We start from the raw sequence: 17,397 nt of genomic DNA on the forward strand, positions 1-17,397 counted from the left end.
TCATATTTTTTATTGCAATAATGATCATATAATTTTATTTTAATAAGCTGACCTCATAAGAAGCCAGCTTACCATAAACTTTCTCTTATTCCATTAACCTACTAATACCCAGCTGTCCATCCATCTTAAGAAATGGAATACATATTCCCTATTTACTGGCTGGCCAGACAGTACCGGATAAAACATTACAAATAGTACACATGCCACTGCAGCATAAGCGAAAACAATTCCCTTATTCCATTTTTTCTCTTTCACAAGAAGATACAGGCAATATGCAACCATTAATGTTACAAATGGAACACTTGTAAAATAATGATAGATAAATGTAGTACGGCCAACAAATACCCATGGCAGATACTGTGACATGTAACCAGCGATAAGAAACACTGCCATCTTGTCTTTCTTACGGAATGCTCTCTGTATCAGCACAAAGAATGCCGGAATACCAGCCCACCAGACTGCCGGATTACCAAATGCACTAATTCCTTCTGAAACTGTTCCACTGACACTGCCACTAAAATACCAGATTGGACGATACATAATAGGCCACTGCCACCATCTGGATTCAAATGGATGGGATTCCGTTACCCCTTTATGATAGTTAAGCATATTCTGCTGATTCTTTAACATTCTTGCAACAAGTCCCTTTGTTCCATCATAATCCTGGAACGGAATATAGGAAAGGGTATAAATAACTGCTGGAATAATTACAAATACAACACAGCAGAATAAAACTGTCTTCCATGCATATGGCACAAAGTTCTTTACAATATACTGGTGTTCAATTCCATTGGTACTGCCATACATATCTTTCTTCGCATATAAAAATTCACGATACCGTTTTCCTAATGTTACAAAGAAAATTACTGCTAAACCAAAAGCTGCATATACACCAGTCCACTTAGCCGCCATCTGACATCCCATCAGAACCCCACAGCACCCCAGAAGCACGAAAGTCTGTTTTAAAGATGTATCATAAAAACTTGTTTTGTAATATCTGTACATAAAGTAGTACGATGCTATGATAAAGAAAGTAACGAATACATCAATAGTAGCAATACGGGTCTGTGAAAAATGCATAAAGTCGAACGCAAACAGAATCGTGGAAACGGATGCAATCCAGGTTTCTTTGAACATTCTTCTTGAAAATGCATAGAAAACAGGCACCATGCCAATACCAAATAAGATACCCATGATTCTCCATCCAAATGGATTCATCCCAAACAGGCGAATGCCAATGGACATAATCACTTTGCCTAGCGGTGGATGCGTATATTCATAAGTTGGTAATCCATGAATAAATTCATAAGCTGTACGTGCGTGATAGATTTCATCAAAGTAAGTACTGTCACGGAATGTACTTCTCTTAGGAACCATTTTCTGCTCGTCAAACAGATTTTTATATTCCTTAGCATTTACCGGCATAATCAAATTGCCTGCATCATCCTTAATTGCCAATTCCCAGACTACTGCTTTATCACTGTTACAAGTGATACGGATATACCGTGCAGGAACATTTAGGGCATTTTCCCCCCAGCAGAATACGCTAACCCATTCTCCTTCAAATGCGCTAACCCATTCTCCATTTATATCCTGTGCATATTCCACTTTCATCTGACGGTTTTCATAGTTTCCTAAATAATATTTTAAAGCCTGAACCTGTTTCACATCCCCCAAATCCAGCAGGATCTGATTGGAAGCATCCTGTCCGCTTACATTATACGTCCATGAAGTTTCAGGAGCATATCTATAACCAATATCATGAAGAGCAAAGGCAGAATACACAATCAGGATTGCAAGCAAGGCAATGGTATCAAATTTACTCCATTTTGGAACCTTGCTGGTTCTTTCTATCACAAATCCTTTTTCTTCCTTGCTTTCATTTTCATTTGCCTTAGTCTGTAAAGAAACGTTCTCCTCATTTAAAGCCTTGGATTTCAAACGGTAAATGCTCATTACGACAAGTGCTATGAAACCTAAGAAAAGTATTCTTGATACATACATTGGCACAGTTTCACGTGGATTAAACTTATTGGCATCATATACGTAATAGACAAAAACCATGTTACCAAACTGTACCATAGTAAACAGTCCGTAGAAAATATAGTTCTCTATAAATGGTTTTACTGCATAAAGCATTAAAAATACAGCCATTGCATTATACAAATAGCGCTCATGCATACGTGTACTAAATGTAAATACACCAACAAGCACCAAACCAGCTAAATAAAAATAATCTTCTTTTTTTCTTTTGTTCAAGTAGTGCCATGCAATAGATGCACATAATAAAACGCCAATCAGGATACAGCCCCATACTCTGCATGTAATTCCTAAATATGTAGCTGTTTCAGGTGTCCAGTTGTATCCAATCATGTTCCAGAAATTATAAGCATTTACAGAACAGTAAAGATAACCGTTATATGTCTGCTTCACATTATCCCACACAGTGGAAAGCCCCATTGGCAGACACATCATAATTGCTGCCATGATACTTCCTGCAAGACATGCAGCCGCCTGAACTGTTTTCTTTGCTTCAAAACCATCCAATACCAATCCATCCACAACCCCAATGAATAGCACTGGTGCAAGTATTATCATAAGCGGGTGCATTAAAACAGCTGCCACAAAAGCTATGATTGCCTTTCCTGTTTTTTTCTGATAAAGATACCAGCACATTAAGATCACACATAAAGATACAACTGAATCCATCTGTCCCCAGATTCCTGTATCAAAAACAGCCACTGGATTTATCAGAAATAATCCTGCCAGAATCAAAGTGCTTCTCTTTGCAAAATTCGCTTTTGCTGCTTTATATATCATAGCCGCTGTTACTAATTCCGCTATGATACCTGGCATCTTAAATATAAGAATAGCTGCTGTCGATCCCAATGTTTCATACTTAATGCGGAATACTCTGCAGACCAGCCCGATTACACCAATTATCTGAACCAGAAGTGGCGGAAAACTAATGTTCACGCCACTCTGGTATACACTTTTATAACCATTGTCCATTAATGTCTGCATTGCCCATCTGAAATTACTTAAATCTCCAGATTTCGTATTTGGCCTTGCCCCAACAATTACCCGCAGTATAAAACCTGCTGCCAAAAGAAGCACAAGCCAGTATTTAGCCTGTAATTCCTTTGTTGTCTGTTCCTGTGAAATTTTCCTGTCCTGCCTCATATAAAAATATGTGTAATACATAAGACACAAAAAAACCACAGATAAAAATACCATTGCTTCCATTTTCTTTCGCCCCCATTTTATTATTTCACATGCTCATGGGTAAATAAATGTTCCTGACAATATTCCAGATTTCCCTTACACTTTGAGCAATAACGAAATTCTAAATTTTCTCCATCTTTCTCTGTTCTCCCACAGACAGCACATTTATGGCGAGTTATGGTACTTGCCTGACTGACTTCCCTTTTAAACTGTACTTTTCTTTTCTGTACTCTCGGAGAATATTTCTTATAATTTCTTGTAGCAAAATAAAAAATTAAAAAGTTCGCCATTGCTACAATGATAGCAATTCCAATATAATAAGCTCCTGCAGCAAATGAAATAACGATCTGCCTTAACAGAAATACCCCATCCAGAATAGCAAGATACTTCATCTTCACTGGTATAATATAGTACAAAAGAAGTTCTACATCTGGATATAAAACCGCAAACGCAAAAAACATTGACTGGAACAAATATTCCATTCCCACATAATACAGGCTTCCAGCAGGATTCTTTGTAATAGCACATGACAGATAATAAATCAATCCACCTAGTATATTAAACAGAACTCCACTTATAAAAAACAGATTGAAACGAAAAGCTCCCCATGCTCTCTCCAGGGAACGTCCTATAAATGTGTAGAGCATTACCTGTATTGCAAAGAACACAACATCTAATACGCCACCAATATGATATGGCAGAATAATAAATGTAACCAGCCTCCAGACCTGTCCTCTGAATATCTTAGCAAAATCCAGACTGCAGTAGTAATAATACGCCGATTCTGCATACGGAATGAAATTAAAGAAAACTGTACTTATAACCCAGACGAACATAAAGTATTTTATCAGATCTGGTACTGCATATTTACGATACTTACGTTCGAGTTTATTAATAAACTTCATATAGCTCCTCTTTCCTAACTCTCTTAAACTTAAAACATATCTTTTTTTGCAAATAACCGTGCCACAAATACTGTAAGCAGCAGCGTAATCAATATAATAATCAGGAATCCATATTTAAAGTCTCCTAAAGGAATATGTGTAAAATTCATACCATACATGCTAAAAATCATGGTTGGAATGCTCATTACGATAGTGATCGTTGCTAATGTTTTCATAATAATATTTAAGTTATTTGAAATAACAGAGGCAAACGCATCCATCATTCCACTTAAAATACCGCTATAAATGTTAGCCATTTCAATAGCCTGCTTGTTTTCTATGATAACATCCTCTAGCAGTTCCTTGTCTTCTGGATACTGTTTGATACTCTCTGTCCGCAGCAGTTTTTCTAACACAACTTCATTGGAACGTAGTGACGTAGTAAAATAGACTAAACATTTTTCTAATTCCAGAAGCTCAATCAATTCTCTGTTTTTCGTAGAAATATGCAGTTTTTCTTCTATTTCCCCACTCTTACGATCAATTATTTTTAAGTATTGTAAATACACCGATGCATTCTTATAAAGAATCTGCAGAATAAATCTTGTCTTTTTAAATGTATAAAATCCACGGACCCTGCCTTCCATAAAGCTTTTTAATATAGGTGTCTCCTCAAGACATACGGTGATAATGGCATTTTTAACCAGAACAACACCTAACGGCATTGTTACATAACGCTCTCTTCCATTTTTTTCTTCTACACATGGAATGTCTACTAAAACAAGCGAATAATCGTCTTCAATCTCCAGACGTGAACGTTCTTCTTCATCCAGTGGTGCTCTTAAATGGTCTATATCTACTTCAAACTGTTCGGAAACTTCTAATAATTCTGTTGGAGATGGACTGGTCAGCGCAACCCAGCATCCATCCTCATAATCCTTAATCTGCTTTAATCCGTCATCAAATGTTTTAAAAATTCCAATCATAACTTACTCCTTCCACTGCATCATAGAGTAAGTCCAGCCTCATTTCCATAGCTGAATTTCTCAAATGCAGATATTGAATCTTCTTTTTTCTTTCCTATCCAGCTATAACTCGGTCCAGATTCCATAAACCCACATCCTTTCTCAGCTTTTATTGTTGCTTTTTTTGAATATTTGCAATCATTATAATTATATGTTTAATGGCTGCCTTTGTCAAACATAACTCATTTTTCCTTGGAATAATACATTGATATTCCATTTTTTTCTGCTATAATCTTCTTAAATAAACTTTGCAGTTGAAATAATGCTGCAATCAGTATTTTTTACATACAGCAAGGAGGACCAAACTTTATGATACATATTTTTGATCGTAATTATTTTCGTTATTACGGACGTACTCTCGTGAAAGAAGAAAAAGTTTATTTAGGCTACACCAACTCAGCAGTTGAATTTTATGTACAGGGAAAAGAAAATCTGCCAGCAACTGTTTCCGCAGTCATTGGCAGTGATGTAGTAAACCAGGTTGACTGGACCCGTCTAAAGGTTTACTTAGATGACAGTCTTATCACAAAAGAACCTATTGTATTGGACCAGCCTATTAAGACCTATGAAATCGCACAAATCGAAGATTCCAGGATTCATAAATTAAAAATTATAAAAATAACAGAAGCCCAGATGTCTTATGCTGAGTTTCATAATATTACAATTGCAAATGGTTCCATTCTGCCTTTGCCTTCCACACCTGATACCCGTACCAAAGTAGAGTTTATTGGGGATTCCATTACATGTGGTTACGGTGTTTTAGGAGAACCTCATTCAGAATTTCACATCCGTGAAGAGGACGGTGAGCTTTCTTATGCTGCCATCACTGCAAAAGAGCTGAATTTAAACGCCCGATATACAGCAGTATCTGGCTATGGTGTATACTGTGAATACACAGGCAATGTAGAAAATACGCTCCCTAAAGTATATCCTTATACAAATTACTGGGTAGATCCAGCCATTCTTTATGATTTTCACGATTTTACGCCAGAACTGGTTGTAATCAACTTAGGAACCAACGATTCCAGATTTCTTGGAGATCCATCTACTCAAGAAAAATTTATCACTTGCTATATTGACTTTTTAAAATGTATCCGCTCCAAATACCCTGACACAAGATTCCTTTGTATCTGTGGAACTCTCTGTACAGAAGCATTTCCTCTGATTAAAAAAGCCTGTGACTATTTAACCAGACAAGGCTGGGATAATATAGACACCTTAGAGCTTCCTTTCCATAACGTAGAGCTTGATGGACAAGCCTCAGAACACCCAAGTTTAAAGACTCACCAGAAGGATGCTAAACGCCTGATAGAAAAGATAAGAGAAATCATGCCTGATATTCCATAAGCCAAGGTTATGATTGCCCCCTTTACTTTTCATGCGAGATCCATTAAACTAATTACAAATTCTTTTAATGGAGGAATCAATATGCAAAATCCTATTGTTACAATTGAAATGGAAAATGGCGATGTGATGAAGGCGGAGCTTTATCCCCAAATCGCTCCAAATACAGTGAAAAACTTCATTTCACTTATCAGCAAAGGTTACTATGACGGATTAATCTTCCACAGAGTAATCAATGGTTTCATGATTCAAGGCGGATGCCCTGACGGAAACGGAATGGGTGGTCCTGGATACCAGATCAAAGGCGAATTCAGCCAGAATGGTTTTGACAATAATTTAAAACATACAGAAGGCGTTCTTTCCATGGCTCGTTCCATGATGCCAAATTCTGCAGGTTCCCAGTTCTTTATCATGCATAAAACCTCTCCACACCTTGACGGACAGTATGCTGCTTTTGGCAAAATAACAGAAGGTATGGATGTTGTAAATAAAATCGCAGAGGTTAAAACAGATTATTCCGATCGTCCAGTTGAAGAACAGAAAATGAAAAAAGTTACCGTTGATACTTTCGGCGAAACTTATGAGGAACCTGAAAAAATGTAATGCATTTCTGATGCTATGGCGAAAGAGCAGAACTGATTCCATTCAGCCTGCTCTTTTATCATGTTGCTTTATTTCATTCTCTTTTCCAAAGCATTTACAATAGTCTCAAGTATTTTGATTCTGGCATAATACTTGGAATTGGCTTCAATTACATGCCAAGGTGCATAACTGGCTGAAGTTTTCACAAGCATTTCATCTATTGCTACTTCATACTCATCCCATTTTGCACGGTTTCGCCAGTCCTCTTCGGTAATCTTCCATTGTTTCCCTGGTGTATTCTGCCGTTCTTCAAAACGTCTTTTCTGTTCCTCCTTATCAATCTGCAGCCAGAATTTCAGCAGCACATATCCATCCTGATATAAACTTTCTTCCATTTCATTAATTTCTGTATAAGCTCTTGTCCATTCCTCTCTTGTTGCAAAGCCTTCTACACGCTCTACAAGAACTCTTCCATACCAGGTACGGTCAAAGATGGCAAGATGGCCTGACTTAGGGAACTTAGACCAGAAACGCCATAAATAATGATATTGCCTTTCTAAATCATTTGGTGATGAAACTGGTACCACTTCATAGCCTCTAGGGTCTATCTTCTCTGTAATTCGTTTAATGGCACCTCCTTTGCCAGCGGCATCCCATCCTTCCAAAGCAATGATAACAGGTACTTTTTCCCGGTACATTCGGTTGTGAAGTGTCACCAGTCTGTTCTGTAACTCTTCCACTCTTTCTTTATATTTTTCTTTCTTCATCTCCTTTGACAAATCAATTCCTTTTAGAACCTTTGTCTGGAATGGCATTTCTTCTTTTTCATTCTGCTGCTCTGCTGCTTTTTCTTTCGCTTTCTGCTGCTTTTTATATAAGGACTTTTCCATTTCCCGTACTAAAATACTAAGTATTTTGGCAGCTGCATACCGCTTATCGGTTGCTTCTATCAGATTCCAAGGTGCCCAAGGAGTGTCCGTTTCTACAAGCATCCGGTCAAATTCTTCCTTTCGCTCTTTATAATTTTTGTTTTCTTTCCAATCCTTCTTCTCTACTCTCCATCTGGTATCCGCACAGCTTTCTAACTTATCGAACCGCTCCTTCTGCTCGTCTTTACTAATATGCAGAAAAAATTTCACAAGAAGGCATCCATCTTTTGTAAGCTGACTTTCAAAAGAATTGATTTCATTATACAGTACCTGTAAATGCACATTTTCGTTATTTCGTTTCTTCTCCAGCACTCGGGAATACCAGCAGTTATTAAACAGATGAATTCTGCCCTTTGGAGGAATTGTATTCCAAAACGGCCAAAAGAATGAATGCCTCTTCTCTTCTTCCGTTTCATCCTCTAGGGAGATCACTCTAAATCCTCTTGGATCCAGTGCATGTATTACCTCATTTATCAAAGTCCCCTTTCCAGATGCAGACCATCCTTCAAACACAATTCCCACAGGTATCTTCACATCCTTTAATTGTCTTTGCAGCAGACTAAGCTTCTGAAATAATTCTTCTGCCGTTCTTTTATATTCATGTTTTGTTAAGCTTTGGCTTAAATTGATTTGATCTAACATGTGATGCCTCCAGTTTCACTATATTCTCACATATTAGTGTTTCAAAAAAGGCAAAAAAAATGCTCCTTTCCGGACACTTGCGGGTTTTCTCCCACAAACTGCTCCAAAAGAAGCATTCTCTCTTAAAAATATTTCTTACATCCCCATAAATTACTCTTCTTTAAATATACATATTCATTGTATGCCTTTTCAAGAATCTGTTTTTCATTTGAAAATTTTAATAGATGAAAGGCCTCATGAAACTTGTAATAACCAGAATCCATAAAAAATTCTTCACGTTGTGGTTTGCTATAGTAACTATCAGCCATCATTAAATACCAATGAACATCCTTTGTTACTGTATCCTGAGGAGTATTAAAATTATACTGGCTTTTGCCTACATACTTGATAATAGAAGCAGAAACCCCTGTCTCTTCTTTTACTTCACGTAACGCAGTCTCTTTAAACTCTTCTCCAGCTTCTACGGTTCCTTTTGGCAAAACCCATCCCTCATACTTGTTTTTATAATTCTTATACAATAACAAAATTTTTCCTCTGAAAATAACCACACCGCCACAGCTCGTTGCTTCAACCATTGCAATGCCCCCTGTTTATTGTGATTTCTCACATTTTTGGTGTGTCTAACTGTTGTTAAGTATAACTCTTTTCCAAGAACATTGCAATAATATTCCGCTATTTTGATTAATTTAAATAACTCTCAAACATTTTTTTTGCAATAGGTACTGCGTACTCACTTCCAGTACCAGAGCTTTCTACAATAATGCTTACAGCTATTTTCGGGTCATTTGCTGGTGCAAAGCCTGTAAACCATGCATGAGAAGCACCGGTAGAATCATACTCTGCTGAGCCTGTTTTTCCCGCTACCTGATACTTCCTGTTCTTTAAGGCAGTTCCTGTGCCGTGATTAACAACCTCTTCCATATACTCTTTTACAATGGATGCCTGCTTTTTTGTCATGCTCCTAGAAAGTACTTTTGCTTTTGTACTTCTGGCAACATAACCTGTACTAGTCTGGACTTTTTCCACAATATAAGGCCGCATCATTTTCCCTTGACTGGCTATGGCAGAAGAAATCAAAGCACTCTGAAGTGGCGTTATCTGCGTCTTTCCCTGTCCCATGGCTGTCTGTGCAATTTCATTAAGACTGTCCTTGCTTGACAAGCTAAAACTGCTCTTATTATATGGAATACGTAAGGATAACGACTTGTTAAACATCAGTTTTTCCGCTGTATTCTTATAGCTTTTCAGATTCAGTACTGTTCCTATATGTGCAAAGGAATCATTACAGGAATTCGCTAGAGACTCTTTTAAATTCTGTTTTCCATGCACATGATCATTATAGCAGGAAATACGCCTATCGCCAAACATAGCACTCCCTTTACATTCATAGGTGTAACTTTCATAGTCATCTGGATGTTCTTTCAAGTATTCCAGAAGACTTACAATTTTGAAGGTAGAACCAGGAGCGTAAAGTCCCTGAGTGGCACGATTCAATAAGGTGGAATTACCAGTTGTATCAGATACCAGCGAATCCCAATTAGCAGCAATAGTATTTGGGTCATAACTAGGCTTAGACACCATTGCCAGAATACGTCCTGTTGCCGGTTCAATTGCCACAGCTGCACCCTTTCGATTCCCTAATGCTTCATAGGCCACTTTCTGTAACTCTATATTTAAAGTTGTTACAATGTCGTCTGCCACAATTTTATTTCCTTGCATCTGGGTAATAGCCTGACTAATTACATTGATATGAGAAGATAACATTGTAAAGTTTTCTGCAAGTTCCAGTCCTGTTTTTCCTCTTCCTACGCTCCCTACTACATGGGAAAACACCTGCCCATATGGATATTCTCTCTTTTCCTTTCCATCACTGCCTGTTACTGTTTGAGCAAGAACCGTTCCATCTGATGCCAGAATTTTTCCTCGCACATACTTTTCTGCCAGCAAATCCTGTCTTCTATTATAAGAGTTATTAATCTGAACTGGAGACTCTGCTATCATAAAATAAATATATCTCCCTGCCATCAAAGCAAAAATCCCAATAAAAATATAAACCACTTTAAAAATATTTGCATTTTTTCTCTTATTGTTATTCTTCCACGTCTCTGACTGCTGGAATATTTTCTTTCTGACGGATTCCTTTGTTTTTTCTCTTTCTTCTTTCAATTTTACCTTCCTCGCTCTGATTCATTATATAAATTCCCTGTAAAATGCTAAATACAATGACGGTTGCAAATACAGAACTTCCACCATAACTTACTAATGGCAAGGTTACACCTGTAGATGGAATGAACTTTGTAACCCCACCGATACATAAAAGCACTTGGACAATAAACATTATACTAAGGCCTAGTGCAGCCAGCTTATAAAATATCTCTTTACATCGTAATGCAATGGTAATAAAAAGAACAAAACAAGTAATATAAAGAAGCATAAGCCAAAGTGCAAAAATTCCTCCGAATTCTTCTGATATGGCAGCAAAAATAAAATCGCTTTTTCCTACTGGTATGCTAGTTGGCAAGCCTTTTCCAATACCCATTCCAAACCATCCGCCTGTACCAATTGCGAATAAAGACTGAGCCACCTGATAACCGCTGTTTTCAATCGTACCCCATGGATTTAACCATGCACTGACCCTTACTTTAACATGTGGAAACAATTGATAGGCAAAAACAGAAGCCACAGAACCTGCCCCTAATCCACCAAACAGATAAAACGACTTTCCTGTAGCAATATAGAGCATAATCACATATGTGATAAACAATATTAAAGACGCTCCTAAATCCTTTTCCAATACAAGAATCATTACATGAACTGCCGCAGCTCCAGATACCATCACGACTCCCAAAAAGCTTTTTACCTTTGACAAACTGGCTGCTGCAAAAAATACAAACAGTATCTTTACAAATTCTGAGGGCTGTATTAAAACTCCACCAACGGAAATCCAGTTTTTCGCACCATAAACAACAACCCCATACAAATACACATAAGCCAGCAAACCAACACCTGATAAAAGATAAATAAACTGCAGTTTCATCAGTATTTTCATTTTGCGAATCACTACTGGTACCACCAAAGAACCGCCCATAGCCACAAACGCCATGCCAAACTGTCTCCACGCAGAATCATAAGATAGTCTTGCCAGCATCACAAATCCAATAGAAAACAGCATCATCATGTGATTTAAAATTGCCCTGGATATTTTCGGATACAATAGCGGATACAATATAAAATATGCCACTAAAAATCCTGCTTGTGCTAAATAAAAAAGCATAACCTTATGGTTTCCCACATTCAGATACAACATAAAATTGCAGATAAACTGATTGCCAAATATTAATATACGCTGCAATCTATATAACCTCTTTTGTTTCTTCTTATTTTTCTTTCGAAGAGCCGTAAATCCCAATAACACATAAACTGTCATGAGAAAAATAATAACAAACCTCGAAATCTCAACCATTACATTTTTCAATCCTTAGCCTCCTATCTTCTTCTCTCATAATAATCATTCGATTCCTCTTTTAAAATGTCCTTTTGTGTAATTTTCCACACAATTGCTTTTTTCTTTCTTTCCACGAAGATAAGATGTATAACAAGAAAGAACTCGTTCCATTTCTTTACCTGATTCCATTGTAAAGTCAAGTCGGACATCGCTCACTCCTAAGTTTTTAATATCTTCTAAATGCTCTATCAAATGCAATGGTTTTCCATTGTAAATTACATTATAACAGCAGGTACAGAAATTCTTTCCATAAAACGGATTCCCACTTTTATCTGCAAAGCAGAAATAACCTGATTTGCTGGTGCATCCTCTTGTATTCTTCACCACACACTGTGCTGAAGTCATAAGAGGTGTGTATCCATAAACAATCATGGAATACCCTTCTATATTCAGTTCTTTTAATTCCTGATGATTCAGTTCTAAGGAAGCAGTAAACTGTGTAATCCCGCGATTTTCCCAAAAATACTGTGTTTCCTTATTCATCATATACAAATTATAATCCAGCAGTTTTTCTTTTTCACAGCCTTCTTCCTTTAAATACTCCAGTTCTTCTAAATTCTTCACAACGAAACCATCAATATTTTTATGACTTGCAGCCTGATATATGGGATGTGTTTTCTTCTTATACTGCATATACGTCTTATGGCGGAATACCGTTGGCAGCACAATATAGAATTCCTTCTGCTTATCTGACAAATCAGAATCCAGAATCTCAGGTTCCTGTTCTATCATTGAAAAATGCAGCAGTACACGTGATACCGAATCCTCTTTTACTGCTATTTCTAACTGTTCCCTGTTCATTACACCCACTGTCATATCAGGTTCCCTTTTCTTTTTCAATGCACTTTCCAAATGCACTTTGGTACGTGGCACGCTCTCTCTAAGAAACGAATTTTGAAACTCTTGTTCTAACTGTTCAAACGCATTTCTCCGAAACTCATTTAATTTTCCCAGTGGCATAAACCAGTCCTCGGCAGAATCTATCTGTACAGACTCAAGATAAAATGGCGTATCCTTTGTCTTATCAAGCTGTTTTCTTATCTTTTCTTTACCAATGGGCTGATTTTTTGCAACTTGTGCAGTCTCACCAATAGCAGTAACCGTTATGTCTCCATAAGTCAATGTAAGCATCACAGGTTCATTGGCTTTTCCAAAGAAATATGCCTGCACAGGCTCTCGATTGTCTCTTTTTATAATTTTTTCCTGAATATCTGTTAAAAGGGACTGGTTTTTGGTACGGTATACTTTCTGGCCGATTTTTACTTTTGATCCAGGCTTAAAGTTTGCTTCATAAGGAATCCCCTTTTCTACTTTGTCCTTTACTGTAAAATCATACACATTTTCTCCTTTATCCGAACGTATTTCTAAAACATCCTGAGCAAAAATGGTATCACTTAATGTAATGGCTGCACGGTTTTTCCTTACCGCTTTTACCGTTCCAACCAAAACACCGCTATGGTTTGGCCTATCCATAGACATTAACGTTTTTCCATTATGCTGGCGGTAGTAGCCTTCTGAAAATCCGCCACGGTTATACAAATCCATCAGATGTTTCCTATCATTTTCAAGAAGTTCAGGGTGTTTCTTCATATGTGTTTTGTATGCTTGTGCACCCATCTGCTGATAGAGATCCACATATTTGCGATATAAATGTGCTGTCATAGCCGCATACTCCGGACGCTTCATCCGTCCTTCAATTTTAAAACTGTCGATTCCACTCTCTACAAGTTCTGGAATATCATAAATGGTACACATATCTTTTGGACTTAATAAAAATTCCTGCTTTCCTTTATAGGATTCTCCATTCATTTCTTCCATATGGTACTGCATTCTGCATGGCTGTGCACAACGCCCCCTGTTTCCGCTCCGTCCACCAATCATACTGCTCATAAGACATTGTCCTGAAAAAGAATAGCAAAGGGCTCCATGTACAAATGCTTCTATTTCTAAATCCGTGTTATTACGGATCTCTTTTACTTCATCAAACTGGAGTTCTCTGGAAGCAACAAGTCTCGTAACACCGTATTCCTTTAACTGGCTGGCTCCTTGTGCCATAGTAAGTGTCATCTGGGTAGACGCATGAATTTCCATGCCAGGAAATGTACGGGAAACATAAGAAAGCACTCCAAAGTCCTGTACAATTACTGCATCAAGTCCATGAATATAAAATGGAAGCAGATAGTCATATAACGCTCCGAATTCTGATTCTTTTACTAAAGTATTAATGGTTAAATATAGTTTCTTATGATGAAGATGTGCATATTCAATTGCCCAGATCATGTCTTTCTGATCAAGGTTATTGGCATATGCTCTAGCACCAAATTTCTGCCCTCCAATATAAACGGCATCACAGCCTCCCTGAATGGCTGCTACAAGTCCCTCCATGGAACCTGCTGGTGCTAGTATCTCTATTTTACGTGTCATATATATCCCTTCTTAATTTAAGATCAAAACTGTTCTGAATTGAAAATATAAAATTATGTCAAAGTTAAAGTTTACCGAAAAAAGACTGCTCTCGCAGTCTTTTCATTAGCTCTTTCTTACTTCTTCGTCTGGTAACGCTTTTCCTCTTCCAGACGCTTTATCTGGCGCTTTGCTGCTTCATATGCCGGTCCAACCTGTTCTAATTCCTCTTTTGTCTTTCCTAACTTTTCTTTCAAAGCAATGAATTCGTGTTTCAGCTGATAAAGTTCATTCTCTTTCCTGGAATTCTCAGCTTCTAACTCAGCGGCTTTGGCCTGCGCCTTAAAATAATCATCTACAATATTTATCTCCAGCATGAAATTTTTCATGTCTCGTTCTAAATTCTGATACCCGTCTATTTCTTTACACTCGGCTATCTTATTATTCAGATAAGCGGCCACTTTCTGAAGATACTCTGAACTTTCATAACCACAAATAACAAATTCTTTATTATTAATTACAACATGTGCATCATTTTTCGTCCCCATATTCATCGCCCCCTACCAGAATGTATTTTTCAATACACATTATATCCTAACTGGCTAGAAACAGCAAGACGAAAATCGAAATCCAGACTTTGCTGTCAATCCCTGACTCTTATTCTTTTATCCTATCTAATCCAAAATGCCTGTATGCAGTTTCTGTCAGAATTCTTCCTCTTGGAGTTCTTTGAATCAGCCCATTCTGGATAAAATATGGTTCATACACCTCTTCCAAAGTTCCTGAATCTTCTCCTACTGCAGCTGCTAATGTATCTAGGCCAACTGGACCACCTGAAAACTTTTCGTACATAGTCATTAAAATCTGCCTGTCCATATTATCTAATCCTAATTTATCCACTTCCATCAGATCCAATGCAAACACCGCAACTTTCAAGGTAATTTTACCATCATATTTTACCTGTGCAAAATCTCGAACTCGTTTTAGCAGACGATTTGCCAAACGAGGGGTTCCTCTGGAACGTCTGGCAATCTCCCAAGCCCCTTCTGGCTCAATATCCACTTTAAACACTCCTGCTGCACGTGTAATAATGTCTACCAGTTCTTCTGGTGTATAAAATTCCAAACGATGCACCACCCCAAAACGATCCCGCAAAGGTGCTGTCAACATACCCGCCCTTGTAGTTGCACCTACTAAGGTAAACTTTGGTAAATCAAGACGGATAGACCTTGCCAAAGCACCTTTACCAATCACGATATCAATGGCATAATCCTCCATAGCTGGATATAGTACCTCTTCCACCTGTCTGTTCAGCCTGTGAATCTCATCAATAAACAGCAGATCTCCTTCTTGCAGATTATTAAGAATAGCAGCAAGCTCACCTGGCTTTTCAATTGCAGGCCCTGAAGTAATCTTCACATTAACATCCATTTCATTGGCAATGATTCCAGCAAGAGTTGTTTTTCCAAGTCCCGGTGGTCCATAAAGGAGGACATGGTCAAGTGCTTCGTTTCTTGCTTTTGCCGCTTCAATGTAGATTTTTAAGTTATCTTTGATTTTTTTCTGTCCAATGTAGTCTGATAACAGCTTTGGACGCAAAGAATTCTCTATTTTATAATCTTCTTCCATTAGCTCTGTGGTAATCACTCTTTTTTCCATAACATCCCACTCCTATTAAAACAAACTGATATGCTTTAATGCTTTCTTTAACACATCTTCTACATCTGTATTTTCCGTAATCTCAACCTGGCGAACTGCTTTTAGAGCTTCTGTACTGCTATAGCCTAATGCCACTAAAGCTGCAGCAGCATCATTCTGAATGGATGCTTGTGCTTCTTTCTTACTTTCATGCATTGCTTCCTCTGCATGTTTTAGACGGATTTCAAATGCATCTTCCATTCGTACTTTATCTTTTAATTCTAAGATTAACTTGCTTGCTGTCTTTGCCCCAATTCCTGGAGCTTTTGAAATGGTTTTTGTATCATCGGAAAGAATTGCAAAACGCAGTTCATCCGGACTGATTGCGGATAAAATGCCAAGGGCTGCTTTGGGACCAATTCCATTTACCATAATCAGCAGTTTAAATATTGCTAAATCTTCTTTTGTTAAAAATCCGTATAATAACATAGCATCTTCTCTGACATGAAGATACGTATGAATCTTAATCTGTTCTCCTATAGCTGGTAATTGGGAAAGCACAGAGGAAGGAACACTAATTGCATAGCCAGTCATGTTGCTTTCCACAACAATTCCATTCTCATTTACTTCTGCTAACTCACCCTTTATGTATGCAATCATACTAGTTACCTCTCATTCTTCATTCTTAATGGTACATTGTATCATAAAGAAGACACAAACGCAAGTTCGATAATTTGCCACAAACCGAACATATGTATTGCTTTTTTCATTTTTATCTGCTATGATATTTTTTACCATAACTTACTAGGAGGAATAAAATGAATTATGCTGCACACGTTACGGCAGGCGCAGCCGCTGGCATTGGCATCTCTTATGCATCTTTACGTTTTCACTATAATCTTTCTCCTGTTCTGGTTACTGTACCTTGCTTTTTGGCTGCAGCACTGCCTGATATTGATCATCCCAAAAGCCACCTTGGAAGACGTTTTCGTTTTCTGTCAAAAACTCTTTTCAAGGCATTTGGCCATAGAACATTTACCCATAGCCTGCTTTTCTGCTTTTTAATGGGGTACCTATTTATGCAATTGCATACCTCGGTAGGAATCGGTGTTTTTTGTGGCATTCTAAGCCATATTTTACTCGATATGCTGACTCCCTTTTCCAAAGGAGTAGCACTGCTATATCCTATAAAAAAACGGTTCGGAATTTTTATGTCTTAG

Annotated in this window: 14 protein-coding genes; 3 read left to right on the forward strand and 11 right to left on the reverse strand. The window is 37.6% G+C overall.

Annotated elements, in window-relative coordinates; genetic code table 11:
- Positions 1-93: 93 nt before the first annotated feature.
- Genes BMY85_RS05795 through BMY85_RS05805 form a run of 3 tightly spaced genes read right to left on the reverse strand, consistent with a single transcriptional unit; the run spans position 94 to position 5,095 of the window.
- Complete coding sequence (locus BMY85_RS05795) at positions 94-3,246, reverse strand: phospholipid carrier-dependent glycosyltransferase (protein WP_092477322.1); 3,153 nt, start codon at positions 3,244-3,246, stop codon at positions 94-96.
- Between the two features lie 20 nt (positions 3,247-3,266).
- On the reverse strand, positions 3,267-4,130 hold the full coding sequence (locus tag BMY85_RS05800) for a rhomboid family protein (RefSeq protein ID WP_092477323.1): 864 nt from the start codon (positions 4,128-4,130) through the stop codon (positions 3,267-3,269).
- 29 nt (positions 4,131-4,159) lie between these two features.
- Positions 4,160-5,095 (reverse strand): magnesium transporter CorA family protein, encoded by a 936-nt coding sequence (locus BMY85_RS05805; protein ID WP_092477324.1) that lies wholly within the window; start codon positions 5,093-5,095, stop codon positions 4,160-4,162.
- A 348-nt stretch (positions 5,096-5,443) separates the two neighbouring features.
- Between BMY85_RS05805 and BMY85_RS05810 the strand changes: the two genes are divergently transcribed.
- Entirely contained in the window at positions 5,444-6,481 is a 1,038-nt protein-coding gene (locus BMY85_RS05810) for an SGNH/GDSL hydrolase family protein (protein ID WP_092477325.1), read from the forward strand.
- 81 nt (positions 6,482-6,562) lie between these two features.
- Positions 6,563-7,081, forward strand: coding sequence for a peptidylprolyl isomerase (locus BMY85_RS05815; protein WP_092477326.1), 519 nt, complete (start codon positions 6,563-6,565; stop codon positions 7,079-7,081).
- Between the two features lie 68 nt (positions 7,082-7,149).
- Here the strand turns inward: BMY85_RS05815 and pap are convergent, their stop codons facing one another.
- The 8 genes from pap to ruvA form a co-directional block, all read right to left on the reverse strand.
- Positions 7,150-8,631, reverse strand: coding sequence for a polyphosphate:AMP phosphotransferase (pap, locus tag BMY85_RS05820; RefSeq protein ID WP_092477327.1), 1,482 nt, complete (start codon positions 8,629-8,631; stop codon positions 7,150-7,152).
- 122 nt (positions 8,632-8,753) lie between these two features.
- Complete coding sequence (locus tag BMY85_RS05825; protein WP_092477328.1) at positions 8,754-9,206, reverse strand: NUDIX hydrolase; 453 nt, start codon at positions 9,204-9,206, stop codon at positions 8,754-8,756.
- A 106-nt stretch (positions 9,207-9,312) separates the two neighbouring features.
- Entirely contained in the window at positions 9,313-10,797 is a 1,485-nt protein-coding gene (locus BMY85_RS05830) for a peptidoglycan D,D-transpeptidase FtsI family protein (RefSeq protein ID WP_242939681.1), read from the reverse strand.
- Complete coding sequence (locus tag BMY85_RS05835) at positions 10,721-12,106, reverse strand: FtsW/RodA/SpoVE family cell cycle protein (protein WP_242939682.1); 1,386 nt, start codon at positions 12,104-12,106, stop codon at positions 10,721-10,723. The genes BMY85_RS05830 and BMY85_RS05835 overlap by 77 nt, the downstream gene beginning before the upstream one ends.
- A 33-nt stretch (positions 12,107-12,139) precedes the next feature.
- The gene (locus BMY85_RS05840; protein ID WP_092477329.1) at positions 12,140-14,560 is read right to left on the reverse strand and encodes a U32 family peptidase; all 2,421 of its coding nucleotides are present in this window, start codon (positions 14,558-14,560) and stop codon (positions 12,140-12,142) included.
- Between the two features lie 116 nt (positions 14,561-14,676).
- Positions 14,677-15,087, reverse strand: a complete 411-nt coding sequence (locus BMY85_RS05845) for a cell division protein ZapA (protein ID WP_177180659.1) — start codon at positions 15,085-15,087, stop codon at positions 14,677-14,679.
- Between the two features lie 109 nt (positions 15,088-15,196).
- Positions 15,197-16,198, reverse strand: a complete 1,002-nt coding sequence (gene ruvB / locus BMY85_RS05850; RefSeq protein ID WP_092477331.1) for a Holliday junction branch migration DNA helicase RuvB — start codon at positions 16,196-16,198, stop codon at positions 15,197-15,199.
- A gap of 15 nt (positions 16,199-16,213) precedes the next feature.
- Positions 16,214-16,837 carry a Holliday junction branch migration protein RuvA gene (gene ruvA / locus BMY85_RS05855; RefSeq protein WP_092477332.1) on the reverse strand — a complete coding sequence of 208 codons (624 nt, stop codon included), beginning with the start codon at positions 16,835-16,837 and terminating at the stop codon, positions 16,214-16,216.
- A gap of 158 nt (positions 16,838-16,995) precedes the next feature.
- Here ruvA and BMY85_RS05860 point away from each other — a divergent pair, with 158 nt between their 5' ends.
- Entirely contained in the window at positions 16,996-17,397 is a 402-nt protein-coding gene (locus BMY85_RS05860; RefSeq protein ID WP_092477333.1) for a metal-dependent hydrolase, read from the forward strand.

The sequence above is a fragment of the [Clostridium] polysaccharolyticum genome (assembly GCF_900111595.1).
Taxonomy (GTDB): Bacteria; Bacillota; Clostridia; order Lachnospirales; family Lachnospiraceae; genus Clostridium_AI; species Clostridium_AI polysaccharolyticum.